The sequence below is a fragment of the Mesorhizobium sp. WSM4833 genome (assembly GCF_055811095.1).
The window spans coordinates 296,535-323,066 of the sequence record NZ_JBVVQG010000008.1 but is presented as its reverse complement, the minus strand read 5'-3'; the positions used below and the strand labels follow the sequence as shown (position 1 = coordinate 323,066).

Annotated in this window: 23 protein-coding genes and 1 tRNA gene; 13 read left to right on the top strand and 11 right to left on the bottom strand. The window is 61.6% G+C overall.

Annotated features, from left to right (window positions below; all coding sequences use genetic code 11):
• The first annotated feature begins 91 nt into the window (after positions 1-91).
• Complete coding sequence (locus AC0L2D_RS18675) at positions 92-598, top strand: YciE/YciF ferroxidase family protein (protein ID WP_013531567.1); 507 nt, start codon at positions 92-94, stop codon at positions 596-598.
• A gap of 59 nt (positions 599-657) precedes the next feature.
• On the opposite strand, the gene AC0L2D_RS18670 is transcribed toward AC0L2D_RS18675, so the two are convergent.
• The 3 genes from AC0L2D_RS18670 to AC0L2D_RS18660 form a co-directional block, all read right to left on the bottom strand.
• Positions 658-807: a hypothetical protein gene (locus AC0L2D_RS18670; protein WP_013531568.1), complete on the bottom strand. Its 150-nt coding sequence runs from the start codon at positions 805-807 to the stop codon at positions 658-660.
• Positions 808-847: 40 nt separating this feature from the next.
• Positions 848-1,819 carry an SDR family oxidoreductase gene (locus tag AC0L2D_RS18665; protein ID WP_013531569.1) on the bottom strand — a complete coding sequence of 324 codons (972 nt, stop codon included), beginning with the start codon at positions 1,817-1,819 and terminating at the stop codon, positions 848-850.
• Between the two features lie 306 nt (positions 1,820-2,125).
• On the bottom strand, positions 2,126-2,818 hold the full coding sequence (locus AC0L2D_RS18660; RefSeq protein WP_473541857.1) for a TetR/AcrR family transcriptional regulator: 693 nt from the start codon (positions 2,816-2,818) through the stop codon (positions 2,126-2,128).
• Between the two features lie 192 nt (positions 2,819-3,010).
• On the opposite strand from AC0L2D_RS18660, the gene AC0L2D_RS18655 reads away from it, so the two are divergent.
• The gene (locus AC0L2D_RS18655) at positions 3,011-3,493 is read left to right on the top strand and encodes a RidA family protein (protein ID WP_473541855.1); all 483 of its coding nucleotides are present in this window, start codon (positions 3,011-3,013) and stop codon (positions 3,491-3,493) included.
• Positions 3,494-3,911: 418 nt separating this feature from the next.
• Positions 3,912-4,556, top strand: coding sequence for a GNAT family N-acetyltransferase (locus AC0L2D_RS18650; RefSeq protein ID WP_224620913.1), 645 nt, complete (start codon positions 3,912-3,914; stop codon positions 4,554-4,556).
• 4 nt (positions 4,557-4,560) lie between these two features.
• Here AC0L2D_RS18650 and AC0L2D_RS18645 read toward each other — a convergent pair whose 3' ends face one another.
• From AC0L2D_RS18645 to AC0L2D_RS18615, 7 genes are all read right to left on the bottom strand, one after another.
• Positions 4,561-5,388, bottom strand: a complete 828-nt coding sequence (locus AC0L2D_RS18645; protein ID WP_473541852.1) for an MBL fold metallo-hydrolase — start codon at positions 5,386-5,388, stop codon at positions 4,561-4,563.
• 3 nt (positions 5,389-5,391) lie between these two features.
• Positions 5,392-6,186: a TatD family hydrolase gene (locus AC0L2D_RS18640; protein WP_473541850.1), complete on the bottom strand. Its 795-nt coding sequence runs from the start codon at positions 6,184-6,186 to the stop codon at positions 5,392-5,394.
• On the bottom strand, positions 6,186-7,736 hold the full coding sequence (gene metG, locus AC0L2D_RS18635) for a methionine--tRNA ligase (protein WP_473541848.1): 1,551 nt from the start codon (positions 7,734-7,736) through the stop codon (positions 6,186-6,188). The genes AC0L2D_RS18640 and metG overlap by 1 nt, the downstream gene beginning before the upstream one ends.
• A 90-nt stretch (positions 7,737-7,826) precedes the next feature.
• The gene (locus AC0L2D_RS18630; RefSeq protein ID WP_473541846.1) at positions 7,827-8,882 is read right to left on the bottom strand and encodes a DNA polymerase III subunit delta'; all 1,056 of its coding nucleotides are present in this window, start codon (positions 8,880-8,882) and stop codon (positions 7,827-7,829) included.
• Entirely contained in the window at positions 8,879-9,553 is a 675-nt protein-coding gene (gene tmk / locus AC0L2D_RS18625; protein ID WP_064993235.1) for a dTMP kinase, read from the bottom strand. The genes AC0L2D_RS18630 and tmk overlap by 4 nt, the downstream gene beginning before the upstream one ends.
• 140 nt (positions 9,554-9,693) lie before the next feature.
• On the bottom strand, positions 9,694-10,860 hold the full coding sequence (locus AC0L2D_RS18620) for a D-alanyl-D-alanine carboxypeptidase family protein (RefSeq protein WP_473541844.1): 1,167 nt from the start codon (positions 10,858-10,860) through the stop codon (positions 9,694-9,696).
• Positions 10,861-10,963: 103 nt separating this feature from the next.
• On the bottom strand, positions 10,964-12,199 hold the full coding sequence (locus AC0L2D_RS18615; RefSeq protein WP_027161639.1) for a septal ring lytic transglycosylase RlpA family protein: 1,236 nt from the start codon (positions 12,197-12,199) through the stop codon (positions 10,964-10,966).
• A 377-nt stretch (positions 12,200-12,576) separates the two neighbouring features.
• On the opposite strand from AC0L2D_RS18615, the gene AC0L2D_RS18610 reads away from it, so the two are divergent.
• From AC0L2D_RS18610 to AC0L2D_RS18565, 10 genes are all read left to right on the top strand, one after another.
• Positions 12,577-12,912 (top strand): hypothetical protein, encoded by a 336-nt coding sequence (locus tag AC0L2D_RS18610; protein WP_013531580.1) that lies wholly within the window; start codon positions 12,577-12,579, stop codon positions 12,910-12,912.
• Positions 12,913-13,386: 474 nt separating this feature from the next.
• Positions 13,387-13,476: transfer RNA gene (locus AC0L2D_RS18605), tRNA-Ser, on the top strand.
• 217 nt (positions 13,477-13,693) lie between these two features.
• Positions 13,694-14,818 (top strand): helix-turn-helix transcriptional regulator, encoded by a 1,125-nt coding sequence (locus AC0L2D_RS18600; protein WP_063172154.1) that lies wholly within the window; start codon positions 13,694-13,696, stop codon positions 14,816-14,818.
• Positions 14,819-15,150: 332 nt separating this feature from the next.
• Positions 15,151-19,656: an autotransporter domain-containing protein gene (locus AC0L2D_RS18595; protein WP_473541841.1), complete on the top strand. Its 4,506-nt coding sequence runs from the start codon at positions 15,151-15,153 to the stop codon at positions 19,654-19,656.
• A 177-nt stretch (positions 19,657-19,833) separates the two neighbouring features.
• Positions 19,834-20,631, top strand: a complete 798-nt coding sequence (locus AC0L2D_RS18590; protein ID WP_024503269.1) for a sterol desaturase family protein — start codon at positions 19,834-19,836, stop codon at positions 20,629-20,631.
• A 102-nt stretch (positions 20,632-20,733) separates the two neighbouring features.
• Positions 20,734-21,432, top strand: coding sequence for a DUF2161 domain-containing phosphodiesterase (locus tag AC0L2D_RS18585; RefSeq protein ID WP_024503270.1), 699 nt, complete (start codon positions 20,734-20,736; stop codon positions 21,430-21,432).
• Positions 21,433-21,488: 56 nt separating this feature from the next.
• Positions 21,489-21,896, top strand: a complete 408-nt coding sequence (locus AC0L2D_RS18580) for a DUF930 domain-containing protein (RefSeq protein ID WP_032808257.1) — start codon at positions 21,489-21,491, stop codon at positions 21,894-21,896.
• 181 nt (positions 21,897-22,077) lie between these two features.
• Positions 22,078-22,740 carry a TerC family protein gene (locus AC0L2D_RS18575; RefSeq protein WP_473541839.1) on the top strand — a complete coding sequence of 221 codons (663 nt, stop codon included), beginning with the start codon at positions 22,078-22,080 and terminating at the stop codon, positions 22,738-22,740.
• A gap of 136 nt (positions 22,741-22,876) precedes the next feature.
• A complete protein-coding gene (gene rimO / locus AC0L2D_RS18570; protein ID WP_013531645.1) occupies positions 22,877-24,190 on the top strand; it encodes a 30S ribosomal protein S12 methylthiotransferase RimO in 1,314 nt (437 codons plus the stop codon).
• A gap of 108 nt (positions 24,191-24,298) precedes the next feature.
• Positions 24,299-25,405, top strand: coding sequence for an acyltransferase family protein (locus AC0L2D_RS18565; protein WP_473541837.1), 1,107 nt, complete (start codon positions 24,299-24,301; stop codon positions 25,403-25,405).
• A 47-nt stretch (positions 25,406-25,452) separates the two neighbouring features.
• Here AC0L2D_RS18565 and AC0L2D_RS18560 read toward each other — a convergent pair whose 3' ends face one another.
• Positions 25,453-26,520 carry a BMP family ABC transporter substrate-binding protein gene (locus AC0L2D_RS18560; RefSeq protein ID WP_013531647.1) on the bottom strand — a complete coding sequence of 356 codons (1,068 nt, stop codon included), beginning with the start codon at positions 26,518-26,520 and terminating at the stop codon, positions 25,453-25,455.
• Between the last annotated feature and the right edge of the window lie 12 nt (positions 26,521-26,532).

The window sequence follows — 26,532 nt, the reverse complement described above, 5'->3', positions numbered from 1 at the left end:
TGACCAGAGAAGCCGGGAACCGTCCCGGTCTTTGTTGGCGGCGCAAACCCCGTCGCCAAAATCCACACCAAGCGCAATGAAAGGTAAGGCCATGGGCTTCTTTTCGAAGGACATCAAGACACTCGACGATCTCTTCGTGCACACGCTGCGCGACATCTATTACGCCGAAAAGCAGATCGAGAAAGCGCTGCCGAAGATGATCGACAAGGCAACCGACCCGCAATTGAAAGCCGGATTTGAAAAACACCTCGATCAGACGAGAGGCCATGTCGAGCGCGTCGAACAGGTGTTTGAGTTGCATGGCGTCAAGGCCAAGGAGGTCAACTGTCCGGCAATCGACGGCATTCTCGAGGAGGCCGACGATGTGAGCGGTGACGTCGATGACAAGGAGGTTCTCGACGCGGCGCTGATTGCTTCGGCGCAGGCCGTCGAACACTACGAGATGACGCGCTACGGCACACTCATCGCCTGGGCCAAGCAGCTTGGCCGCACCGACTGCGCCAATGTGCTGGCCAAGAATCTCAAGGAAGAACAGGCGACAGATCGCAAGCTAACCGAAATGGCGGAAAGCAAGATCAACCTGCAGGCAGCCGAATAAGGCTGCAATCCGGCCGGCTGGTAACTCGGCCGGCCGGATTGCCGGTAGGTTCCATCCCGTCAGCGAGACGGGTCGACGCCCAGTGCCGCTGATTGCTTGCGCAGCGCCTCACCGTCATCCTGCGGCACATGCCGAGCAGACCCTGCGGTTTCCGTGTAGATGCGATACGCTACACAAGCGAACGCCACCATGAAAAGCAGACGGCCCATCCATCCTACTCCTTCGTTGCGGACTTCGTTTCGGCCATCCTCAGTACCCTCCGACGACGGGCAAGATTTCGCCGGTGATGTAGCTCGAGCAATGCGGCGAAGCGAGGAACACATAGGCCGGCGCGAGCTCTTCCGGTTGCGCTGGTCGTTTCATTGGCGTGTCCGCGCCGAATTTCGAGACGTCGTCAGCTTCCTTGTCCGACGGATTGAGCGGCGTCCACACCGGACCCGGTGCTACCGCATTCACCCTTATGCCCCTGCCGATGAGATTGCCCGACAGGGCCCGCGTGAAAGCATGGATGCCGCCCTTGGTCATCGAATAGTCGACCAGCTGTTTTGAACCGTCGATACCGGTTACCGAACCGGTGTTGATGATCGCCGAACCGGGTTTCATGTGCGGCACCGCTTCCTGCGCCATATGAAAATAGCCGTAAAGATTGGTCTTCAACGTCGTGTCGAAATGTTCTTCGGTGAGCTCGCCGAAGTCGCTGGAATGGATCTGGAACGCAGCATTGTTGACCAGCACGTCGATGCGGCCGAATTTTTCAACGGTCTCCATGACCGCCTTGTGGCAGTGGCTGCGTTCGCTGACATCGGCCTTGACCAGGAGGCAGCGTCGTCCCTCCTTTTCCACCGCGGATTTGGTCTCTTCAGCGTCCTTGTCCTCGGCCAGATAGACGATCGCGACGTCGGCGCCCTCGCGGGCGAACAACACCGCCACCGAGCGGCCGATGCCCGAATCGCCGCCCGTGATGAGCGCTACCTTTTGGTTGAGTTTTTTCGATCCGAGATAGTAAGGCGCATCGTACAGCGGCGCCGGCTCTATGGCCCATTCATGTCCCGGTTTGGGCTGATGTTGCTCAGGGAAGGGGGGCTCGGGATATTCGCGGGCGCCAGCCTGCATGGCGCCTTGAAGCTTCCCATCGCCTTTCGATTTGTCCTTGGCATCGATGCCACGTTGGATATGGCGCTGCTTGGCCGCTTCACCGGCTATTTCCGACTTCATCTGCATGATCGTCTCCTTGGCTTGGAGAGAAAACAACGCATGTCGGCCAAAAAGGTTTGCGCAAAAGATCGACTGCAGAGAGGATTCCGACCAGCGGTTGGCAATGCGTGGCGACGACATCGCCAACTGCAACAATTCAGCTGCAATGCAGCCGCACCAGCCACCGCCGCGATGGGATCGAGCATCTGGGGCTTGCCCGCTGCCTGCGCCGCCTTGGCGGCGAGCCAAACGTGATGATGTGGACTGGGAAGCTCTTGCGTCGCGTGCGCAAAGCAGCGCCATCCGGTCTGCTCCGGGCGGAGCGCCGGAATTCTATCTTGGCGAGAGGCCGTCGAGCAGGAAGTCGAGGCCTCTTCGGAAGGCGCCATCCCAATCGTTGTCCAACAGCAGACGAGAGCGTTCGATTGTCGGGTAGTGTTCGCTGAGATGTGTAAGACGCTGCTGTGCGGCTGCCCTGTCTTCTTCCGAGAGATCGAAGCTTGCCCGGGTGAGGGTGGCGCCCATCACATAGTTCCAGAGCGACCATATCGCGGCGTTCAGATCCGCGTCCGCAACACCGGCTCTGGACAAGGTCTTGCTCAGCATTTCCAGGCGACCGAGAATGTTCCGGCCGAGCGCCCGGCGCGGCAACAGCGATGCCGACCAAGGATGGCGCAACATTCTGGCGCGCCAGTCTTCGAGCATATGAACGACGTCTCCGCGCCAGTCCGGAAACTCACCTGTTTCAGGCGATCCGCGATTTTCGAGCACCGAATCGACTGCTAGATCAAAGACATCCTCCTTGTTGTCGACGTGCCAATATAGACTCATCACACCCGAGCCGAGGCGATCGGCCAGCCGACGCATTGTCAATCCGTCTATGCCCTGGGCGTCCAGCAGTTCCACCGCGGTCGCCACGATACGCTCTCGAGACAGCGGCGGCTCGCTGCTCGCTTGCTGCACGGGCTGGAGCGACACGCTCTGTTGATCTCCTTTGCTCCGGGCGCCGCTGCGTTTGGCTACCATCCGTCGTCCTCGCTTTTTCAGAACATCGATTTTGACCGGCAACGCGACAAATGTCGATCTTGAACGATTGACTCGTACGGCGTACCATACGATGACTCGTACATCGCACGATTCACGTAGCGATTAGGTTAAAGTTCAATCTGCAGGCGCCAGGGTAGGTTGCTCGCAGGCTGCGGAGCCAAGCGAAAAACCATGTCACGCGCAATCAAGCATCTGCTTATCGGAGGGCTAATCATCATGACCATTGCAGTCCCCACTGCGTCGCCGGCGAACGAGTTCAAGCTGACTATTGTCAATCCACAGGCGCTCTACGACCCGTCGCCGAATGGCTACAGCACCGCCGTAATCGCACCGCTCGGAGTTCGGATCGCCTACATCTCCGGGCAGGGCGGCCAAGACAGCACAGGAGCCTTGTCACCGGATTTCGCCGTCCAGGTGAAGCAGGCCTACGCAAATTTGCATGCTGCGCTTGAGGGCATCGGCGCCAGGCCGGATCAGGTGGCGAAGCTCACGGTCTTCGTGGTCGACCACGACATGTCCAAGCTCGAGGTGTTGACCAGGAACGTCAAGGACATGTTCGGCGAGGCGCTGCCGGCGCAGACTCTGGTTCCCGTTCCCAAGCTTGCAATCGATCCCATGCTTTTCGAGGTGGAAGCCACCGTTATTCTGGAATAGTCGCTCCGATTGACCCGATCGTTCGAACAAAGAGTCGAGCGCGCTGCCGACGGCTGCGCGCTCACAATATCGAGCGGATGTTTCCAAGCCTCACGTGTTTCCAGGCTGAAGCCTCCAAGGGAACTGGAAAGTGAAGTCGGGGACCGCCGCATCCATGCCGCTCGCCGGATCCAAAAGTCGCATAAGATAGATTATGGAACTAACGCATGGGCCAAGAACTGTAAATTGCCGCTGATTCTCACAGGCTTGAGCCGATTGTGGCGTATTGCCTTGAGCGGATCGCCAACGCTAGGCTGTCGAAATGAAGATGGCAAACAGCGAGATCGAAGCGGCAATCGAAGTGTTCGTGCATGGCTTCAGCGCTGACAGGAGCCGCACCTTTCCTTACGAGGCCAGCCGCGTTGGACCATTGTGGCTGATGCGCGATGCCGAACGCAAGAATCCTCGCGATTACCGCGGCGAAGAATGGGTCGTCCATGACGTCGCCGCTCAAGAGACCGATGCCGTCGTGCGGCAGCATGCACGGCCGGGCTTTGCCATTTCCGTTGTGATCGCGAACGACGATCCGGACGGGCCGACACGAACCGCCTACAAAGCTCTCGGCTACCGGCTGCTGCGGACCGAAGGCTTTTTCGTCCACCGATTGCACCGGATTCCGAACCCGCCATCGGTTGCTTCAGTCGAACGCGTGCAGACGGCCGAACGGGCGGCACAGTTGGGAAAGATCATCCGCAGGCAGCCGATCCCAGACGATTTGCTCGGCGACACCGCGCCGTTCCGCCAGTATGTGGCAATCGACGGCGCCGACATCGTTGGGCGCGTTCGCAGCCTGGATGCCGTGGGAGCCACCTGGTGTTCGAGCATGTATGTCGAGCCGTCGCACCGGCGTCGCGGCATTGGTCAGGCTTTGATATCGAAAATGTTGCACGACGATCGCGCGCGCGGGTCAAGGTACTCGGTGCTGGCAGCAACCCATGCCGGGGCGCTGCTTTATCCCCGGATGGGCTACGAGCGGATCGGAACGCTGCTGATATTTGCACCAAGGAGCCGAAAGCCCTCATGAAGCTCTATTCGCATCCTGCTGATTCATAAGGGATTTCTATAACCATGCCGTCATAGGCGGGTTCGACATTGGCTGGTGTCTCGGCCATCACCGAGACGTAGTCGAGCGGCACGTGCATATGTGTCAGCACCGCATGTATCGGCGCCAGCCGCTGGATCCATTCAAGCGCTTCGCCAAGTGACAGATGACTTGGATGCGTCCGGTACTGCAGCGCGTCGATGATCAGCACGTCGAGGTCGCCCAGCCGTTCGGCGGTGGGTTCCGGAAAGTCGCTGATGTCGGGGCAATAGGCGAGACCGCCAATGCGGAAACCGAGCGATACGATGTCGCCGTGGATCTGCGGCAGCGGCTCGAGGGTGAGGGTACCCCCCTCTCCTTCAACGACCACCGGCCTGGTGTGGTCGATGAGATGCGGCCTGACGATCGGCGGATAGGAACTGCCTTGCGGCGTCTCGAAACAGTATCCGAACGCTTCCCGCAGCCGAAGCATCGTCGCCCTGTCGGCATGGACGTCGATGAGCTGGCGCTGATCGAGGACGAAACCGCGCAGATCGTCGATGCCATGAATATGGTCGGCATGCGGGTGGGTATAGATGACCGCATCGACACGTTTAACGCCGGCCAGCAGCATCTGCTGCCGAAAATCCGGCCCCGTATCGATGACGACAGTCGTTCGGCTGCCGTTCGCCGCGATCCGCTCGACGAGCGCGGCGGCACGGGTGCGCCGGTTCCTGGGGTTGTCGGGGTCGCAATTGCCCCAATCGCCGGTGATGCGCGGCGTACCTGGGGACGAGCCGCAGCCGAGAATGGTGAGGCGCAGCCGGTCAGTCATCGTTCAGGCACTTTGCTCTGCAGGCCGCGGCATCTTGCCGAACAGCCGGAAGAAATTATCTGTGGTCAGATCGGCGATTTCAGCTTCGCTTACCCCGATCGTTTCGGCCAGCACCTTGGCGGTATGGGCGACATAGGCGGGCTCGTTGCGTTTGCCGCGAAACGGCACGGGCGCCAGATAGGGCGCATCGGTTTCGACCAGCAATCGGGCATGCGGGACATCGGCGGCAATGGCACGCAACTCAGCTGAATTCTTGAAGGTCAGGATGCCCGAGAACGACACGTAGCCACCGAGAGCGACGCCCACCTCGGCAAGCCGGCGCCCGGAAGAAAAGCAATGCAGGATGAAGGGGAAGGCGCCCTTCCCTGTTTCGTCCTCGAGAATATCAGCCATGTCGGCATCGGCATCGCGCGAATGGATGACCAGCGGCAGCCCCGTTTCACGGGCGGCGGCGATGTGATTGCGAAAGCCTTGCGCCTGTGCATCGCGTGGCGCCTTGTCGTAAAAATAGTCGAGACCGGCCTCGCCGATGGCCACTACTTTCGGGTGCGCGGATAGCCGCACAAGCTCCTCGACCGTGATATCCAGTTCTTCGGCCGCATTGTGCGGATGAGTGCCGACAGAGCAATAGACTTCGTCGAAAGTTTCAGCGATCTCAAGTGCTTGCGGAAAACGCTTCACGCGTGTCGAGATCGTCACCATACGGCCAACTCCGGCGGCTAAAGCGCGGGCGACGAGGGCCGCGCGCTCCTCGGCGAAATCTGGAAAATCCAGATGGCAGTGGCTGTCGACGAGCATCAGATGTTCGCGTCCGGCTGTTCGACGTAACGCGGAAACACGCCTTCCGGCACCGGCAACGCAGTGCCGGGCACAAGCGCGTGATCCGCGTGGACATGCACGAAATCGCGGCTCTCCGCCGGCACCGCCAGCAGGTCGAGCAGTTTCGCGGCCGAGCCCGGAGTGAAGGGCTGACACAGCACCGCCACGCGGCGCACGACTTCGGCGGTTGTCCACAGCACCGTTTCCATGCGCGCCAGGTTGGTCTTCTTCAGCGCCCATGGTGCCTCGCCGGCGAAGTAGCGATCGGCTTCCGCCACCACGCCGAAGATCGCTGTCAGCGCCAGATGGATGCCCTGCTCGGCGACCGCCTTGCGCGCGGTGTCGAGCGCGGCGGCGGCCTGATCCAGGATCGCTCTGTCTGCATCCGTCAGTTCGCCGCGCTGCGGCACCACGCCGCCGCAGTTCTTGGCGATCATCGACAGCGAGCGCTGCGCCAGGTTGCCGAGGCCGTTGGCAAGATCGGCATTGGTGCGGTTGACGATCGCGTCATGGCTGTAGCTGCCATCGTTACCGAACGGCACCTCGCGCAGGAAGAAGTAGCGCACCTGGTCGAGACCGTAGTGCTCGACCATCGCGAATGGATCGACGACGTTGCCAACAGATTTCGACATCTTCTCGCCGCGGTTGAACAGGAAGCCATGCGCGAAAACGCGCTTTGGCAACTCGATGCCCGCCGACATCAGAAATGCCGGCCAATAGACCGCATGGAAGCGAACAATGTCCTTGCCGATGATGTGCGTGGCCGGCCAATAGTGCCATTGCTCGGCCTTTGTGTCGGGATAGCCGGCGGCGGTGATGTAGTTGGTCAAGGCGTCGACCCAGACATACATCACATGCTTGTCGTCGCCTGGCACCGGCACGCCCCATTTGAAGGTAGTGCGCGAGATCGACAGATCCTTCAGCCCCGACTTGACGAAGCTGAGCACCTCGTTGCGGCGCTCGGTCGGACCGACAAAGTCGGGCTGGCTCTCATAAAGCGCCAGCAATTTGTCCTGATAGGCGGAAAGCCGGAAGAAATAGCTTTCTTCCTCGTTCCATTCGACCGGCGACCCAAGCGGTTCGCGGCGCACGCCGTCGTCGCCGAGCGTCGTCTCGCTCTCGTCGAAATAGGCTTCCTGGCGCACCGAATACCAGCCGCTATAGCGGTCGAGATAGATGTCGCCATTGGCGGCCATCGCTTTCCAGATCGCCTGACAGGATTCGTAGTGGCGCGGTTCGGTCGTGCGAATGTATTGGTCATTCGAGCCGCCCATCGCCTCGGTCATTGCGCGGAAAATCGCCGAATTGCGGTCGGCCAGCGCCAGTGGCGTTATGCCTTCCTTCTCGGCCGTTTGCTGCATCTTCAGGCCATGCTCGTCGGTTCCTGTCAGGAAGAAGACGTCCTTGCCGTCCAGGCGCTGGAAGCGTGCCAGGGCGTCGGTTGCAATGACCGTATAGGCGTGGCCGATATGCGGCTTGCCGTTCGGATAAAAGATCGGGGTGGTGATGTAGAATTTGTCGCGTGACATGAATGAACCGTCATGAATGTCTGGATGGAAAGGCGTGGCGGTGGATATCGTATCGAGGCAGCATTTGCCATCCCGATCCAGGAAACCCAGTCACATTCGCATTGCAGAATTCAGGCGGTCGATCATGATCAAGGCGTGCTGCTTCTTATCGAGATTGTAAGTATCGGTCTCAGATATAGCGTCCAGCGCCTCATGCCAAGTGTCCGACAGCGTTTTGGCTCGTGCGAGATCGCCAGCCAGTGCTGCCTGACTTGCCGCGTCCGACAACAGGTCTAGCGCCCGGCGGTTGAAGATATCGAACTGGATCGCCTGATCGCGGCCGGCCACGGCTTCGGCGAGGCGGAACGCGCCGCCGACATCGCTCTTTCTCCCGGTGACCAGAGCGTCGAGCGTCGAAGCGATCTCCAGCCCGCCATACTGCGTCAAGAGGATCGCGTTGCGGGCGCTGCCCCCTGCCCGCTCGGCCAGTGCCGCGCGCGCCGCCGGATCCTCAGGCGGCGCCGGCTCGGTCGTTTCCAGCACCGTCATCAGGTCGTCGGCGTCGAGCGGGGTCAATCGCACCACCTGACAGCGCGACCGGATCGTCGGCAGCAGGCTGCCCGGCGCGTGGACAATCAGGATGAACAGCGTCCGTGCCGGCGGCTCTTCAAGATTTTTCAGCAAGGCATTGGCGGCATTGGTGTTCATGTCGTCGGCGGGGTCGACGATGACGACCCGGTAGCTGCCGTCATGCGAGGTCAGCGACAGGAAGCGGCTGACCTTGCGGATCTCATCGACGGTGACGACCGTCTTGAAACTCTTGTTCTTGTCGTTCAGCGGCCGGGTCAGATGCAGCACGGAAGGATGCGCCCCGGTGGCGATCTGGCGAAACAGCGACGACGCCGGATCGGGAGCGGCAAGGCTTTCCGGCGCCTGCGCGAAATCCGGGTGCTTCAGCAGATGATGCGCAAGGTGGAAGGCGAGCGTCGCCTTGCCGATGCCGACTGGCCCGGAAAAGATCAGCGCATGCGGCAGCTTGCCGGCGCGATAGGCGGCGGTGAGCACGCCTGCAGCCTGGCCGTGCCCGACCAGAAGGGGCGTTTCGGAGGGCTCCGGCACGCCGTCGAGCGTGTCATGCTGTTCGGGTGCGATGCGCTCGAAGATCATGCCGGCGTCGCCTGCCTGTCGCGTGCCGGCGTTCTCGCCGCCAGTGCCGCGAACACCGCCGCGGTGACGACGTTCTCAACCGCGTCGGGCTCGGCGGCGGCGTCAACGACGATGCAGCGCTCCGGCTCGGCCTTGGCGATCGCCAGAAACGCCTCGCGGCGGGCCCGGTGGATCGCCAGCGTCTCCTTTTCGAAACGGTCGGCGACTGCCTCGGCGCCGCGCCGCAGCGTTGCGCGCCTCAGGCCTTCCGCTGGGTCGATGTCGAAGATCAGCGTCATGTCCGGCATCATGCCGTTGATGGCGACCTGTTCCAGCGCATCCATGAACGCCGGATCGATGCCGCCGGTGACGCCCTGATAGACGCGTGAGGAATCGAGGAAGCGGTCGCAAAGCACGATGGAGCCACGCTCGACCGCCGGCCGGATCACCTGCTCGACATGATCGGACCGCGCGGCGGCGAACAGCAGCGCTTCCATCTTCGGCCCGAACGGTTCGGCGGCGCCTGAAAGCAATACGTGCCTGACCGCTTCGGCGCCCGGCGAGCCGCCGGGTTCGCGGGTAAGCAGCACGTCGTATTTCTTGGCGCGCATCTTCCTGGCCAGCCGCTCGATCTGCGTCGACTTGCCTGCCCCCTCGCCGCCTTCGAAGGTGATGAAAAAACCGCGTGCCAACCGAGAGGCCTTCTTGTCCATGGCTGAATGGGATTGTAGCGCTCTAGATAGTCCGCGTTGGGCCAAACGTCCATGCCGTCGATTTTTTGCCCTTATGCATGCCGTTCCCCAAAATCATGGCTGGTTTTGAGCGACATGCGTTAGCGCAGCCAGCCGACCGCCAGTTCCTTGACGGCATCGAGCGCGCGCTGCGGCAGCGTGCCGACGCCGATCGATTCGGCTGCGAAAAGCGGCGTCTCCTGGCTCAGCGTATCGCCGATCCAGACGCGCAGCGCACCCACCGGCTGCCCCTCCTCCACCGGTGCTGCAACCGGGCCGTCATAGACGATCCTGGCCGTCAGCTTGTCGCGGTTGGTGATCGGCAGGAAGATGTCGATCGGACCCTTGGCCTTCAGCGTCACCCCGGATTTGGCGCCGCCGAAAACCTGGGCTTCTCCAACCACCTCGTCCCTGGCGAAAATTTCAGTCTTCTCGAAGGAGCGGACACCCCAGTCGAGCAGCTTTCGCGCTTCCTCGGCGCGCTCCTTGTCCGAGGCCAGCCCGCTCATCGCCGCGATCACGCGGGTACCATTGTGGCTGAGCGAACCGACGATGCCGAAACCGGCTGCCTCGCTCGCCCCGACCGCCAGGCCGTCGGCGCCGATGTCCATCGCCAGCAGCGGATTGCGGTTCCTCTGTGAGATCTTGTTCCAGGTGAAATCCTTTTGGGCATAATAGCGATAGAAATCCGGATAATCGCGCCACAGGTGCAGGGCGAGCTGCGCCAGCTCGCGCACGGTCGTCTGCTGACCATCCGCCGGCAGGCCGGTCGAATTGACGAAAGTCGACGTCTTGAGGCCGATCTGGCGGGCGCGTTCGGTCATCTGCGCGGCAAAATTGTCTTCGGATCCCGACATGCCTTCGGCGATGACGATGCAGCCGTCATTGGCCGCCTGCACGGTCACGCCCTGAATCAGGTCTTCGAGCCGGATCGACGACTTGAGCTTGGCGAACATCGTCGATGTTCCCGAAGGCGCGCCACCCTTGCGCCAGGCGTTCTCGCTGACCACGAACGTATCGTCGAGCTTCAGGCGGCCGGATTTGATGGCGTTGAAAACCACTTCCATGGTCATCAGCTTGGCCATCGAGGCCGGCGGTATCGGCTTGTCGGCCTCCTTGGAAAACAGCACCGTCCCGGTCTCGGCATCGATCATGAAGGCCTGCGCGGCCTTGGTCTCGAACAGCTGTGCACCGGCCGGAGCCTGGAAAAACAGCAGCAAGCCTAAAACCAGAAGCCCGGCGAGAGGCGGGAGCAAGCGAAATTGCATGATGTTCGACCCGTTGGCCGGCACCGCCGGCAAGCCCGCGAAAAGTATCAGGCTTTTTGCGCGGCGGATCAACCGCGCAGCGGAAATCCCACCAGGCTTGCGCTCAGTTGCGCACAGCCAGTGCATCGGGCGCGCCATGCGACCAGGCAGCCTGCAGCAAATCATCGAGATTGCGGTGGCCATCGGGATAGAGATTGACCGAATACCAATCCTCGCCATCGAGTTCCGAACGCTGGATCTCGATCTTGCCGTATGCGGCAAGCTGAGCGGCAACACGCTTGGCCTCCGCTGCATCCTCGAACGAACCAGCCGCGACGTAGTCAGTGGACGGACCGGCCGTTGGCGGCTGCCGTTTCCATGATTGGAGCACATCGGCCGGCGACATGCCGTCGCCACCCATCGCGGCGAAGGCATTTGAGACGCCGCGTTCGACCCGCTCGTCGGCATAGGACAGCGAGGCCACGGCAAACGGCGATTGCGGCGGCAGATTGATCTGCGGACGCTCCGGCACGATCGGGCCGAAATCCGGAAGCGCCAGATCGCCATAGGCCGACGACTGCGTCGACATGATCGGCTGGACAGAACCGGAATCGGTCAACTGGCCCGGAAACGGCACGGCAGCAGTGCCGGCAGGCAGGCTTGGCGACGGCCCGTTCATGGCGACCATGACGCCGGTCGGCAGTCCATCCGACGGGTCTGGCGCCCTGTTGCCGGGATGATAGGAGGCCATCAGATACTGGTCGTCATCGCCGTCGAGCGGCGCGCGGCCGACATATTCGACCTTTACCTGAGCGGTGCCGGTGTTGGCATAGTCAAGCATCTGGGCAGCGCGCTCCGATACGTCGATGATGCGGCCTTCGTGATATGGGCCGCGATCGTTGACGCGAACGATGACCGAACTGCCGGTCTTGAGATTGGTGACGCGGGCATAGCTTGGCAGCGGCATGGTCGGGTGCGCCGCCGTCAGATGGGTCATGTCGTAGACTTCGCCATTGGCGGTAAGCCGGCCGTGGAAGGCATCGCCATACCAGGAGGCCAAGCCGACCTTGGCGTAACGCTTGTCTTCCTTCGGGTAATACCACTTGCCGCGGACCTGATAGGGTTTGCCAAGCTGATCCCTGCCGCCGCCACGTTGGATGCGCCCGTTCCGGGAGATCACACGCGGGCTTGCCTTCACGCCATATTCGGATTCGGCGAAATATTCCTTGGAGCGGGTCTTCTTGTTGACCATCGCTTTCGGCTCAGGCTGCGACGCGCAGGCAGCCAGCAAGGCGGCCGACATGGCGAACAACGCGACGGTAGCAGCGCGACGAAGACGCGGTGGCGTCACAGCCTGCATTTTCCTGATGTCCCCTTCAGTCTCAACTCAAGGCGTCGCGTTCAACCACCAGAGGAGCCAAAACACTCACCCGACAATACCAACGACGCTTAAAACCCCGATCCTTTGTGCGCAGGAATTGCTTATCACGGTATTAACCGATTGTGGCCGCAACCGGGCAAGATTGTGGCGTCTCCACCGTAAGAGCTCTCTGAAAAGTAACGGTTTTCGTGCTTCCACGCGAGAGATGTGATGCCCTCTGCCACAGAAAGCCTGGCTTCGCTCCTGCCCGCCGTGTCTGCCGGTTGACCGGGCTTTGTCGGGCAGCGGACCGACCGCCGGAACAAAGAAATGCGCCGCTAGTTTCATCCGCAGGGCACTCGAACAGAAGGACGAGCATGATGAAAATGACTTCATTGATGGTCGCGATCGCGATGTCGCTTTCTGCCGGGTCTGCGATCGCCGCATGTCCGGACAAGTCAGCTTCGAACACCGGGACCGATGCCGGACAGACCGCCGGTATTTCGAAAGATGGAACCCACGCGCCTTTAGAGACTCCGAAGGCCATGGGCAACGCGAACAAGCCAGCCGCCAAGGATGGCACCACGATGCCGTTGGCGGGCGCTGAAGGCGGCGGCGACAAAAACCTTGCAACCTCGCAGCAGGACATCGAGGCGCAGCAGCACGGTGATAAGGCCGCGGCGGCAAAGGCGGACGAAAATTGCAAAGACTGAGGACCGTACAGGCCGGAGCCGATTTGCAGCTTCGGCCTTCCTCACCAGTAGCTGTTCCCTTGGCGAAAGTTAAATTCTGCGGGATACCGCAGCTGTCCCAAGAGGCTGACCCGTAGGGATTCCCTCCGCCCAATTCCGAGGATGGCTTGGTCGGTAGGTCGCGCCCTCGGTTGGGCCTGCACGAAAGCCCTCCAGCGTCAGGCTTTTTGTGTTCGCGCGCAAACCTGTACATCGCCAGTCGGCGGGCTCCTTCTTCATCATGCATCAATGGGATAGCGAGTTCCGGTGCTCGATTCCGACAAACTCAGAGCCTGCCAGGACGGCAGGAACCGACACAGTGGTGGTTGACGCAGCCCTCAATGCCGCTTTACAGGAATGAGGCGTGAACCAGCCGGGAGCGCCTTCGGTGCCAATCCGGTGCCACAGGCCAAACGAGTTGGCCCCGCGCTGCCCAAATGGTTGAAAAACCACGATGGAGGAATGGCCGAGCGGTTTAAGGCACCGGTCTTGAAAACCGGCGTGGGTGCAAGCTCACCGTGGGTTCGAATCCCACTTCCTCCGCCATTCGATCGAGAAGGGCATGCAGAGCATACAGAACTGAGTACGCCGATTTCCGCCTCCGTGGACGTAAGGGCGAAGCGTCAAACATCATGTCTGCTTTCTCCTGACCTTGGGCGTCAGCACTGGTAACCCCCCTGCTCATTCGACGTTCTATCCCTTGCATCGACCGCAATCAGAGGTATGCTAACACTTCATTCTGGTTGTATATTTCGCAAGGCTTATGGGATATTCGATCTCTCACGAGCGCCTGTCGGTAGTGATCGGTCGCATATATGAGGCCGCCTACGATCAATCGATTTGGCTTGACGTGGTCCTTCAGTTGCAAGCCATGTTTCATGGCTCCAGAGCCTGTTTCTCGGGCATCGACTGGGCCAATGTCGAGGATAGCTTTTGCGTCTCACCGAGCCGCGACCCCTATTGGGACAGGATTTTCCTTGACCATTTCGCGACCAACGAACTCTTTGCGCCGCGTGTGGCCGCGCCGCTTGGCCGGGTTTTTAGCGACACCCAGTTGATTGGGCGGCACCGTATTGAACGCACCTCCGTCTGGAACGAATGGATGATGCCGCAGGACATGTATGACGGCATGTTCTGCAATCTGCGCGCGTCGGAAAAGAACTACTGGTTCTTCGACGTGCAGCGAGGCCGAGGGCAGCCGGCGTTCGACGCCGATGATCGTGCGATGCTCGCCCTGATCACGCCTCATCTGCAGCGCGCTGCGGGTTTGGGCCGACATTTCGAGGCGCGACCTGTGCTCCAATCGCTGCTCGGCCACCTGCCCTTCGCCGGCTTTATCGTCGATCCGCGCCTGCGCATCCTTGACATGAATGACGCCGCGCAAAGACTTTTGGTACAGCCGATCACTCTGCTGACGGCGAACGGTGGCCATCTGGCCACCTCCGATTCCACGCAAACCCAAATGCTGCAACGTGCGGTCGCACGAGTCTGCCGGGTGGACGAGAGCGAGTTTCCCATTTCGGCTGCCGATTTGATCTTGCGGTCGGAGCGCGGCGACCAACTGGTATTGTCGATTGGATTGTTGCCCGACGGCGAGATGTTCGGCCTGTCGGCTGGACCTTGCGCGGTGGTGCTGGCGCGCGAATCACGTTTGGCCCTGTCGACGAGCTTAGCCGATCAACTGCGAAAAACCTTTGGGCTGACAGGGAAAGAAGCTTCCGTCGCGCTCGCGCTCGCAAGCGGATTGTCCTTGAAGGAAATAGCGATCAGGGAAAACATGGCCTACGGCACCGCACGCGTTCATCTGGACAAGATTTTTCGCAAGACAGATACGCAGAGGCAGAGTCAGCTCATTGCGCTGCTGAATGCATTTCGTCTTCTGCCCTAACAAGCTGCAATAGCACATTAAGGTTCTTCGAGTGCAGGGCGTTGCGACTGTGGCGAGCCAGCGACAGTGCGCCACTCTTTGGCCGGTCTATGGCATTTGATATATATATCGCCCACCCATCATCCGTTATTGCGAATCTGAAGCACTGATTTGCTCGAAGCATTGCTTTGCTTGGGCTGTTCTGATGACGGCAGATTGCATTTATTGGACGATGGGGCGGGCCTATCATGAGACTCTACGGTTTTTCGGCAGACAAAGCCTACCCACTCGTTTCCTTGCGCGCGCAACTCCTCTCGCAGGCCAGTCGCTCGGCACTGCGTTTCGCAATCGGCATGGCCGGTTTCGCCGGCTCGGCTGTTTTCTTTTCCCCGCAGGCGCAGGCGGCATGTACGGTCACTCTGGGAACTGATGTGCAGTGCGGCACCACCTCCACGGTCAATGCCGTCAATCCGGCTGCTCCTCCCAACGACCGGGGCTATTCATTTGCTTCACCGTTTACGGCCCACCTCGCGATCGATGCCGGGGCGACGGTCAGCGGATTTGGCCTCGCGATCGAGAATACCGGCAATGGCGCCGTCATGGTCGTCAACAACGGCACGATCAGTGTCGATGCGGGCAACACGCCAACAGCCGGCGGGACCGCGGCACTCAATATCGATGCCGCCTCCAACCTGATCACGTACACAGGCAGCGGCGCGATCACCAATAACGGCAGTGGCGATGCCTTCGCAATAAAGCAGAATGGCCTGGGCTCGATCGATGTCGATGCCACCGGCGATATCACGGCGGCTGCCGGCTCAGGCATTGTGGTGCGTAACACGGCGGCGAGTGGCTCCATCGATGTCACCACGGGCGCGGTGACGGCGCTGGCTGCTGGCATGTTCGGTATCGACGTCCAGTCGTCTTCGACGACAGGCAATCTCACGATCGTGGCGAACGGCGATGTGAAGGCGGGCAATACCGGTATCTTGGGTCGAGTTTCCTCCACAGGAACTGGCAACATCGATATCACGGCGAACGGCGCCATCGACGCAGGCAACGGCATTATCGCGCAGAACTTGGGCAACGGCTCGACGACGGTGAAGGCGATGGGACCGGTCACCGCGACAATGGCGTCGGGCCTTGGCGTCTTCGCTCAGGGCCGGGGCGATGTCTCGATAACAACGGGTGCGGTGACCTCGACGGGCGGTCAGGCGGTCTATGCAATAGGGACCGGCACAGGCACAGGCACAATCGATGTGACGACCAACGGCAATGTCTCGGGCACTGCAGGCATCCTCGCAGGTAACTCCGGCACGGGCATGATCAGCGTGATCGCCAATGGTGAGGTGACCGGCACATCCTTTGACGGCATCGTCGCGAACGGTGGTGGCGCGGTGGACGTGCAGGTCGCCGGCACGGTGATGGGCGCGCGTTCCGGCCTGACCTTGATTGGTGGCGGCGGCGGCACGGGCAACATCTCGGTGACGGGCGCGGGCGGCTTCGTCGGCGGCAGCGACGATGCGGTGAACATTCAGAACAATGGTTCGGGCACGGTCACGGTCGATATCTCGGGCGCCAGCAACTCGACGGCGGGCTCAGGCATCGTGGTGGGCGACACAGCAACAGGCGGCAACATCGCCGTCACGACGGGCGCGGTGACGGCGCTGGCTGCCGGCAGGATCGGCATCGACGTTGAGACGCTGTCGGCGACGGCCAATGTGACGATCGTGGCGAACGGCGATGTGAAGGCGGGCAATACCGGTATCTTGGGTCGAGTTTCCTCCACAGGAACTGGCAACATCGATATCACGGCGAACGGCGCCATCGACGCAGGCAACGGCATTATCGCGCAGAACTTGGGCAACGGCTCGACGACGGTGAAGGCGATGGGACCGGTCACCGCGACAATGGCGTCGGGCCTTGGCGTCTTCGCTCAGGGCCGGGGCGATGTCTCGATAACAACGGGTGCGGTGACCTCGACGGGCGGTCAGGCGGTCTATGCAATAGGGACCGGCACAGGCACAGGCACAATCGATGTGACGACCAACGGCAATGTCTCGGGCACTGCAGGCATCCTCGCAGGTAACTCCGGCACGGGCATGATCAGCGTGATCGCCAATGGTGAGGTGACCGGCACATCCTTTGACGGCATCGTCGCGAACGGTGGTGGCGCGGTGGACGTGCAGGTCGCCGGCACGGTGATGGGCGCGCGTTCCGGCCTGACCTTGATTGGTGGCGGCGGCGGCACGGGCAACATCTCGGTGACGGGCGCGGGCGGCTTCGTCGGCGGCAGCGACGATGCGGTGAATATTCAGAACTATGGCCCGGGCACGGTCACGGTCGATATATCCGGCGCCAGCAGCTCGACGAGTGGCGGCGGCATCGTGGTGCGCGACACTGCGACGGGCGGCAACATCGGCGTCACGACGGGCGCGGTGACGGCGCTGGCTGCCGGCAAGATCGGCATCGACGTTGAGACGCTGTCGGCGACGGCCAATGTGACGATCGTGGCGAACGGCGATGTGAAGGCGGGCGGCGCCGGTATCTTCGCTGGCCTTTCCTCGGGAAACGGCAACGTCGATGTCACGGCGAACGGCGCGATCGACGCGAGCAGCGGGATTGTCGCAGGGACTGTCGGTACAGGTTCGGTGACCGTGAAGGCGGTTGGTCCGCTCACCGCGACGACTGGCCGAGGTATCGACGCTGAAAGCTCGGCCGGCAATGTCGCGGTGATAACGGGTGCTGTGAACGCAACTGCGGCTACGGCCATCTTCGCGCTCCAGGACAATCCGGTGGGCGCTGGCACGATCAATGTGACGACGAATGGCAATGTCTCGGGTACGACAGGTATCCAGGCAACCAATCTTGGCACGGGCGCGATCACGGTGATCGCCAATGGCGCGGTGACCGGAACGTCGGCCGAGGGCATCGTCGCGACGGGCAACGGCGTAGTGGATGTGCAAGTCGCCGGCACGGTGATGGGCGCGACGCGTGGCCTGACTTTGACTGGTGGGACGGGCGCCATCAACGTCGCCTCGTCGGGCGCGATCCGTAGTCTTTCCGGATTGTCCAGCGATGCGGCGATCGAGACCAATGCCGCGACGATGGCGCTCACAAACGCCGGTTCGATCGTCGGTACAGCGCAGTTTGCCGGCGGCGCGACACTATTCGCCAACGACGGGAACTGGAACGGCGCCGGTGGAACCAGTGATTTCGGCGGTGGCGCCAGCAGGCTGGTCAACGACGGGACCGCCGTCGGTGGAAACTCCGCCGGCGTCGCGGAGACGACGCAATGGACCAATCTGTTTCAGTTCACCAATCAAGGCACCTTGACAATGGCCGACGCTGGCGCCGGCGATGTGATCCGGCAAACCGGCGGCAATACCGCTTTCGCGACTGGCAGCATCATGGCGATCGATATCAACACGGCCGGCCAGGCCGACAGGTTCAGCACCTCCGGCACCGCGACGATCACTGGCGCGACGCTGACCGTGAACGCCGCGGGCGGCATTGCGGTGCCGGGCACCCGCTATACGGTGTTGACCGCCGATGCCGGGCTGACCGGGCAGTTCGCTGCCTTGACTGGAGTTGTCAACACCGCCTTCCTCAGGCTTGTCGATACCTATGACACCAACAACGCCTATCTCGACATCCTGAAATACCGCAACTTCACCGACGCAGCCTTGACCCGCAATCAGATCGCAACCGCTGGGGGGCTCGAGAGCCTGCCGACATCCGGATCCCTGTACAACGTCATCCTCAACCTCGCGACCGACGTGCAGGCACGTGATGCCTTCGACCAGCTCTCGGGCGAGGTGTATCCCTCGGCGCAGACTTCCCTCATCGAAGATAGCCGTCTTCTGCGCGACGCGGCGACGAACCGCATCCGGGCCGCTTTCGGTATCGTCGGTGCATCGGCCGCTCCGGTCATGGCCTACGCCGATCAGACCTATGGCGGTGCTGCGGGCGCCTATGTCTCGCTCGATCCCAATACGACCGCTGCAGTGGCGTCGGACACCGATCGCTTCGCCCTCTGGAGTCAGGGCTTTGGTTCATGGGGCCATACTGGCAGCGACGGCAATGCTGCCCGCGTTGACCGCTCGACTGGCGGTTTCCTGGCCGGCGGTGACGCCGCCATTTTCGACACCTGGCGATTGGGTATCATGGCGGGATACAGCCGCACCAACCTCGATGTGAAAGACCGCGCCTCGTCGGGCTCGAGCGACAACTATCATCTCGGCCTCTATGGCGGCACCACTTGGGATGTTGGGGGCGGCACGCTCGGCTTGCGCACCGGTACATCCTATACTTGGCACGACATCGCGACGAGCCGCTCCGTCACTTTCCCCGGTTTCAATGACAGCCTCAAGGCAGATTATCGCGCCGGAACGGCGCAGGTGTTCGGCGAACTGGGCTATGGTATCCATGCTGGAAATTTAGGCTTTGAGCCCTTCGCCAATCTCGCCTATGTGAACCTCCGGACTGACGGCTTCACCGAGACAGGCGGCGCGGCGACGCTGACAAGCGCTTCGGCAATCACCGATGCGACCTTCACCACGCTCGGCCTACATGCCTCAGGCGAGTTCACCGTCGGCGAGATGGCGGCGACGGTTCGCGGCACGCTCGGCTGGCGCCATGCCTTCGGCGAGACCGTACCGCTGTCGCGCTTCGCATTCGCCGGCGGCGCATCATTCACCGTCGCGGGCGTGCCGATCGCCAAGGACGGGCTGATACTCGATGTCGGGTTCGACATCGCCATCGCACACAATGCCACGCTCGGCCTCACCTATGGGGGACAATTCGGCAGTCGCGCCGCAGACCAGAGCGTGAAAGCCAATCTCGCGGTCAGGTTCTAGTTGGGGGATGGGCCACACGCCGCAGGACGAGCCCGCATTCGCGTCTCCTCGTCCGCCCGCGTTCCATTCACAATCCGCGTTTGCCGCCGCCACTTGCGCAAAAGGCAGAGCCTTTAGCCTTTGGAAAGGGAGATGTGGTTCCTCTCAGAGGCGCGGACTGCGCGCTGAGGCGAATCGATGGATATCTTTGGCATCAAGGCACTTCTGATCTGCGCCCTGATCTTCATTCCGTTTGAACATCTGTTTGCCGAGCGGCCGCAGAAGATCTTTCGCAAGGGCTTCGCTGTCGATCTGATTTATCTGCTGTTCAACGGCTTCATCATAAAGCTGGCCATCGTCATGATGGCGGCAGGCGCGCTCGGTGCCGCTGCACTCCTGGTCCCGCAAGCGATAACGCATGCCGTCAGCGGCCAGCCCGTCTGGCTGCAGGTTGCCGAAATCATCGTGATCACCGATGTCGGCGTCTACTGGACACATCGGGCCTTTCACAAAATCCCGGCGCTTTGGAAGTTCCATGCCGTTCACCACGGCATTGAAGAACTCGACTGGCTCGGGGCCTTCCACAATCATCCCGTCGACGCCATCGTCACAAAGGCAATATCGCTGACGCCGATCTTTTTCCTCGGCTTCTCGGAAGCGTCGATCGCCGTCTTTTCGACTCTCTACCTTGGACATACGCTGCTTGTGCATTCAAACGTGCGGATTCCGTTCGGCCCCTTGAAGTGGCTGATCGCCAGCCCGCAGTTCCATCGCTGGCACCATGCCAACCAGCGCGAAGCCTATGACAAGAACTTCGCCGGGCAGTTGCCTTTCCTCGACGTGCTGTTCGGCACCTACAATCCCACCGGTGACAAGGTGCCGGAGAAGTACGGCGTCGACGATCCGATCCCTTCCACCTATTTCGGCCAGATCGGCTATCCGCTCCTGCGCCGCAGGAAGCTGCCGAACCGGGCGGTGCCGAACGCCGAAGCCTGACGGCTGGCCCGGCGTTGCGGTATCCACACCGGTCCCCTTTCGAGCCGCAGGACGCCGAACCACCGGAAGGCTTTTCGCCTCGAATCGGCTAAACCTTGTGCCATGAACGAGACCTCACTCTATGCGCCGGTGAAGCGGTTCCTCGAAAGCCTCGACTTTGTCGTCAAAGGCGAGATCGACGGCTGCGATGTTGTTGCGTTGCGCGAGGGGGAGCCGCCGGTTGTCGTCATCTGCGAGTTGAAGCTGCAGTTCAATCTCGAACTGGTGCTGCAAGGTGTCGATCGTGCGGCGGCCTGCGACGAGGTGTGGCTGGCCGCGCGCATGTCGGCTCGCGGCAAGGGACGCGAAAGCGATGCCAGGTTCCGCAATCTCTGCCGCCGGCTTGGCTTCGGCTTGCTTGGCGTGACCGCGACGGACCGGGTCGAGGTGCTTCTCAGCCCGATCGCGCTGGCGCCGCGCAAGAATGCCCGCCGGCGCTCCCGCCTGGTCGACGAGCACCAGCGCCGTCGCGGCGATCCCGTTGCCGGAGGAGGATCGCGCAATCCGATCATGACCGCCTATCGCCAAAGCGCCCTCGCCTGCGCTGCCGCCATGGTGGATGGCCCCAGGCGGCCGCGAGATCTGAAGGCGGTGACGCCGATCGCGCCCAAGATCCTGCAGCACAATGTCTATGGCTGGTTCGCGCGCGTCGACCGCGGCCTCTACGATCTTACCGATGCCGGCCGTGCCTCTTTGGTCCGTTGGCCGCAGGCATCGCACGACGAATCCCGACACGCAATTTTGAACGCAGCAGCCATATGATTGAAGATTCCCGCAGCGTCCGAGGCGGTCCGCTCGGTTGATTTCTCCGACAAAATATGTTGCTTGTCCCGCCCATGAAGAAGCTCTGCATGACCGCCTTGGCGTCAGTGACACTGAGTTTTCCAGCCAGCGCAATGGACAATGCATTGCGCGCCGGACTGATGAAACTCGATCCCCAAACTCGCCTTGAACAGCGTTGCGACGCCGAAGTGCTCGACCGCATCACCCATGACGATCGCAAGTTCAAAGCCGATCGCGTCGTCGCCTATGCCTTTGCCACGCCCGAGATGGGCGCGGATGCCATCAAGAGCCCGGGTGCTGCGTTTCGCAGCAAGGGGCAGTGGTACAGGCTGAAATTCAAGTGCCAGACCGGGCCGGACCATATGGAAGTCTTGCAACTCCGCTACCGGATCGGCGACGAGATTCCGGAAGCCGACTGGGCAAAATATAATCTCTACGATTGATTTGCGATCGGCCATGGTTTTGCCTGGCTGTCGGCGAGTGCCGCGAGCATTGGATCTGGCTTGACGTAACGATGCTTCGGTGATGGCGCCACGCGTGATCCCTTGACGGCAAGGGACCACCAAGTTAGGGCCTTTGGGTAATCGACGAACACTCGGCAAAATCAGCAAGGGCTTCCGGTCGATGGACATTTTTTTCAGCGCTGCCAGCCTGACCGCCCTGCTCCAGGTCATCGCCATCGACCTCGTGCTGGCCGGCGACAATGCGATCGTCATCGGCCTTGCCGCTGCCGGCCTGCCGGCTGACCAACGCAAGAAGGCGATCCTCATCGGCGTGATTGCGGCAACGGTGCTGCGCATCGGTTTCGCCGCAATTACCGTCAAGCTGCTGGCGATCGTCGGCCTGCTGCTGGCCGGCGGCATCCTGCTGCTGTGGGTCTGCTGGAAAATGTACCGCGAGCTGCGCACGTCACATGCCGATGAGCTGGAAGCGACCGAGGCGCTGTCGAATTCGGACCTCAACAGTGACCGGGCAGTCGCCGGCAAGTCGAAGCGCAAGACCCTTGGCCAGGCTGCCTTGCAGATTGTCGTCGCCGATGTGTCGATGTCGCTCGACAACGTGCTGGCGGTGGCTGGAGCGGCGCGTGATCATTTTCCGGTGCTGGTCATCGGCCTTGTGCTGTCGATCGCGCTCATGGGGCTGGCTGCGACCTTCATTGCCAAGCTGCTGCATCGCCACCGCTGGATCGCCTATGTCGGCCTGCTGATCATACTCTATGTCGCGCTGGACATGGTCTATCGTGGCGCGGTGGAGGTCTGGCCACATGTGAACAACGTGGTCGGCTGAAGCTGGCGGACATCCGCGTCTTCACTCCGTCGAAGCAAGACCGCCGTGCGTTTTGCCGCATCGCGGGCCTGCCCATACCAATGCCGCAATAAGTGTGGTACTGCGCCGGCAATCCTGAAAAGCCCGGAAACCCTCTATGTCCGCTCCCCGCGTGAGTTTTGTCAGTCTTGGATGCCCGAAGGCCCTCGTGGATTCGGAGCGCATCATCACGCGCCTGCGCGCCGAAGGTTACGAAATCGCGCGCAAGCATGACGGCGCCGACCTCGTCGTCGTCAACACCTGCGGTTTTCTCGATTCCGCCCGCGACGAGTCGCTCAACGCCATCGGCTCCGCGCTTTCGGAAAACGGCCGAGTGATCGTCACCGGTTGCCTGGGCGCCGAGCCGGACGTCATTCGCGAAAAGCACCCCAACGTGCTGGCGATCACCGGGCCGCAGGCCTATGAGAGCGTGATGGCCGCGGTGCATGAGGCCGCACCGCCGTCGCACGATCCCTATATCGATCTCCTGCCGCCGCAGGGTGTCAAGCTGACGCCGCGTCACTACGCCTATCTCAAGATTTCCGAAGGCTGCAACAACCGCTGCACCTTCTGCATCATTCCCGCACTGCGTGGCGACCTCGTCTCGCGGCCGGCGGCAGATGTGCTGCGTGAGGCTGAGAAACTGGCCAAGGCTGGCGTCAAGGAACTTCTGGTCATCTCGCAGGACACCAGCGCCTACGGCATCGACATCAAGTACCAGACGTCGATGTTCGGCGACCGTGAAGTGCGCGCAAAATTCCTCGATCTTTCGGAGGAACTGGGCAAGCTCGGCATCTGGGTGCGCATGCACTATGTCTACCCCTACCCGCATGTCGCCGACGTCATCCCGCTGATGGCGGAGGGCAAGATCCTCCCTTACCTGGATATCCCGTTCCAGCATGCCTCGCCGCAGGTGCTGAAAAACATGCGACGGCCCGCGCATGGCGAAAAGACGCTCGAGCGCATTCGCGGCTGGCGCGAGGTCTGTCCGGATCTGGCCATCCGCTCGACCTTCATCGTCGGCTTCCCCGGCGAGACGGATGACGATTTCGAGATGCTGCTCGACTGGCTCGATGAAGCCAAGATCGACCGCGCCGGCTGCTTCAAATACGAGCCGGTCCGCGGCGCCCGCTCCAACGATCTCGGTCTCGAACAGGTCCCACAGGAAATCAAGGAGGCGCGCTGGCACCGCTTCATGCAGCGTCAGCAGAAGATTTCGGCGACACAGCTGGCCAGAAAAGTCGGCAAGCGCCTCCCGGTGCTGATCGACGAGGCGCATGGCACATCGGCAAAGGGCCGCACCAAATACGACGCGCCCGAGATCGATGGCTCGGTGCACATCCAGTCGCGTCGTCCGCTGCGCCAAGGCGATATCGTCACCGTCAAGATCGACCGTGCCGACGCCTATGACCTCTATGGTTCGGCGGTCTGACGCCTCGTTCCGCGTAAATTTACTACATCTGGCGATAATCTAGGCCTCTTAACCCGCTCAGCCGCGATCCGCTCTATGGTTTGCGGACCGTAGATGCGGGAAATGCGGATGAACACCAGACCTGCGGAACAAAATTACATTGCGACGCTGGACCTGCTCAGGCTGGTCGCGGCGATGGCTGTCGTGTTCTTCCACTATTTCTTTCGCGGCGCGGCTGCCGAGGGCATTCTGGCTGAGGGTTATCCGCTTGCGGCACCGTTCGCCCTCTACGGCTATCTCGGCGTCAATCTGTTCTTCCTGATCAGCGGTTTCGTCATTGCCTGGTCGGCGGAAAACCGCAGTTGGGACCAGTTTGCGGTCGCGCGGTTCGTTCGCCTCTATCCGGGCTTCCTGCTCTGTATGACGATCACCTTCGCGATTGTCTTCCTTGCCGGGTCGCCGCTGCTTTCGGCCTCTTTCGTTCAGTATGCCGCCAATCTGTCGATGTTCGCGCCGGCGTTCGGCCAGCCCTTCATGGACGGCGTCTACTGGTCGATCGTTCTTGAGCTGGTGTTCTACGGCTGGGTGACGCTGGCGCTGCTCACCGGGCTGTTTCAGAAACGCAAGCTGGAGCTGATCTTGATCTGGCTGGCGATCTCGGCCTTGAACGAGTTCTTCATCGGCAGCGGCGCCGCCAGGCTGCTGTTCATCACCGAGTTTGGACCGTTCTTCGCCGCCGGCGTGCTGGTCCACCACCTGCATGCGCATGGCCGTTCACTGCCTGCAATGCTGCTGCTTGCCGCCGCGTTCCTGATCTCCTGCGGCACGCTGTCGGTGACGCAGCACTGGATGCTTGGCCACTACGGCATTGCCGTTTCGTCGGCCAATCTGGTCATCGCCAACGTCGTCATGCACGCGGCCTTGATCGGTGCGGTGCTGCTGCGCGGCCGTATCAGGGCATCGGGGCTCACCCTGGCGCTGGGCGGGCTGACCTATCCGCTCTATTTGCTGCACCAGGACATCGGCTATCTCGTCATCAATGCGGCAACGCCCCTTATCGGCAAATGGTTTGCCGCCTTTGGCTGCAGCGCACTTATGCTTTTCGTTTCGTGGGCAATCTGGCGCGCCTGCGAACGACCCGCACAGCGGTTGCTGAGGATTTGGCTCGGCCGCGCGGTCGATGCTGGCTTGGCACGGTTTCGTCGCGTCTCAGCCGGAGCGCAGCCCGCCGAATGAAAAAGGGCGCCTCGCGGCGCCCTCCTCAATTCGATCTCTTGTGCTGCTTACTGCGGCAGCTTGTCGTCGACACCCTTCACATAAAAATTCATGCCGAGCAGCGTGCCGTCATCGGCGACTTCGCCATCCTTCAGCCACGGCGTGCCGTCTTGCTTGGCGATCGGCCCGGTGAAGGGGTTCCAGCCGCCGGCGATCTTCTTCTCGGTGGCCTCCGCCATCGCCTTCACGTCGTCGGGCATGTTGGTGTAGGGGGCGAGCTTGACCGCGCCGTCCTTGATGCCAAGCCAGACATTGTCCGGCTTCCAGGTGCCGTCGAGGGCTGCCTGGACCCGGCTGATGTAATAGGGACCCCATTCGTCGGTGAGCGAGGTCAGCTGCGCGTTCGGCGCGAACTTGATCATGTCGGAGGACTGGCCGAAGCCGTGCAGCTTGCGCTCCTCGGCCACCTGCAGGGCAGCGGTCGAATCGGTGTGCTGGACGATAATGTCGGCACCCTGGTCGAACAGCGCCTTGGCGGCGTCGGCTTCCTTGCCCGGATCGAACCAGGAATTCACCCAGACGATCTTGGCCTTGAAGTTCGGGTTGATCGACTGCGCGCCGAGCATGAAGGAGTTGATGCCCATCACCACTTCCGGGATCGGGAAGGAAACGATGTAGCCGGCAACGCCTGCCTTCGATTCCTTGGCGGCGATCTGGCCGAGCACATAACGGCCTTCATAGAAACGCGCATTGTAGATGCCGAGATTGTCAGATGTCTTGTAGCCGGTGGCGTGCTCGAACATCACCTTCGGGAATTTCTTGGCGACCTTCACTTCCGGGTCCATGAAGCCGAAGGAGGTGCCGAAAATGATCTTGCAGCCTTCGCGTGCCAGGCGCTCGAAAGCGCGGTCGGCGTCGGGGCCTTCCGAGACGTTTTCAAGATAGGCGGTTTCGACCTTGTCGCCGAGCGCCTTCTCCACTTCGAGACGGCCCTGGTCGTGCTGGTAGGAATAGCCAAAATCGCCGATCGGGCCGGTGTAGACCCAGCAGGCCTTCAGCTTGTCCGCGGCCTCGGCCGTCGCTGCCAGCGACATGGCGGCGGTCGTGGTCATCAGGGCAATAAGCAGTTTTTTCATCGTGTTACCTCT

Excerpts from the sequence above, each read along its gene's own strand:
- AC0L2D_RS18675 (WP_013531567.1), top strand. The coding sequence starts at position 92 with ATGGGCTTCTTTTCGAAGGACATCAAGACACTCGACGATCTCTTCGTG.
- AC0L2D_RS18670 (WP_013531568.1), bottom strand. The coding sequence starts at position 807 with ATGGGCCGTCTGCTTTTCATGGTGGCGTTCGCTTGTGTAGCGTATCGC.
- AC0L2D_RS18665 (WP_013531569.1), bottom strand. The coding sequence starts at position 1,819 with ATGCAGATGAAGTCGGAAATAGCCGGTGAAGCGGCCAAGCAGCGCCAT.
- AC0L2D_RS18660 (WP_473541857.1), bottom strand. The coding sequence starts at position 2,818 with ATGGTAGCCAAACGCAGCGGCGCCCGGAGCAAAGGAGATCAACAGAGC.
- AC0L2D_RS18655 (WP_473541855.1), top strand. The coding sequence starts at position 3,011 with ATGTCACGCGCAATCAAGCATCTGCTTATCGGAGGGCTAATCATCATG.
- AC0L2D_RS18650 (WP_224620913.1), top strand. The coding sequence starts at position 3,912 with ATGCGCGATGCCGAACGCAAGAATCCTCGCGATTACCGCGGCGAAGAA.
- AC0L2D_RS18645 (WP_473541852.1), bottom strand. The coding sequence starts at position 5,388 with ATGACTGACCGGCTGCGCCTCACCATTCTCGGCTGCGGCTCGTCCCCA.
- AC0L2D_RS18640 (WP_473541850.1), bottom strand. The coding sequence starts at position 6,186 with ATGCTCGTCGACAGCCACTGCCATCTGGATTTTCCAGATTTCGCCGAG.
- metG (WP_473541848.1), bottom strand. The coding sequence starts at position 7,736 with ATGTCACGCGACAAATTCTACATCACCACCCCGATCTTTTATCCGAAC.
- AC0L2D_RS18630 (WP_473541846.1), bottom strand. The coding sequence starts at position 8,882 with ATGATCTTCGAGCGCATCGCACCCGAACAGCATGACACGCTCGACGGC.
- AC0L2D_RS18620 (WP_473541844.1), bottom strand. The coding sequence starts at position 10,860 with ATGCAATTTCGCTTGCTCCCGCCTCTCGCCGGGCTTCTGGTTTTAGGC.
- AC0L2D_RS18615 (WP_027161639.1), bottom strand. The coding sequence starts at position 12,199 with ATGCAGGCTGTGACGCCACCGCGTCTTCGTCGCGCTGCTACCGTCGCG.
- AC0L2D_RS18610 (WP_013531580.1), top strand. The coding sequence starts at position 12,577 with ATGATGAAAATGACTTCATTGATGGTCGCGATCGCGATGTCGCTTTCT.
- AC0L2D_RS18600 (WP_063172154.1), top strand. The coding sequence starts at position 13,694 with ATGGGATATTCGATCTCTCACGAGCGCCTGTCGGTAGTGATCGGTCGC.
- AC0L2D_RS18595 (WP_473541841.1), top strand. The coding sequence starts at position 15,151 with ATGGCCGGTTTCGCCGGCTCGGCTGTTTTCTTTTCCCCGCAGGCGCAG.
- AC0L2D_RS18590 (WP_024503269.1), top strand. The coding sequence starts at position 19,834 with ATGGATATCTTTGGCATCAAGGCACTTCTGATCTGCGCCCTGATCTTC.
- AC0L2D_RS18585 (WP_024503270.1), top strand. The coding sequence starts at position 20,734 with ATGAACGAGACCTCACTCTATGCGCCGGTGAAGCGGTTCCTCGAAAGC.
- AC0L2D_RS18580 (WP_032808257.1), top strand. The coding sequence starts at position 21,489 with ATGTTGCTTGTCCCGCCCATGAAGAAGCTCTGCATGACCGCCTTGGCG.
- AC0L2D_RS18575 (WP_473541839.1), top strand. The coding sequence starts at position 22,078 with ATGGACATTTTTTTCAGCGCTGCCAGCCTGACCGCCCTGCTCCAGGTC.
- rimO (WP_013531645.1), top strand. The coding sequence starts at position 22,877 with ATGTCCGCTCCCCGCGTGAGTTTTGTCAGTCTTGGATGCCCGAAGGCC.
- AC0L2D_RS18565 (WP_473541837.1), top strand. The coding sequence starts at position 24,299 with ATGAACACCAGACCTGCGGAACAAAATTACATTGCGACGCTGGACCTG.
- AC0L2D_RS18560 (WP_013531647.1), bottom strand. The coding sequence starts at position 26,520 with ATGAAAAAACTGCTTATTGCCCTGATGACCACGACCGCCGCCATGTCG.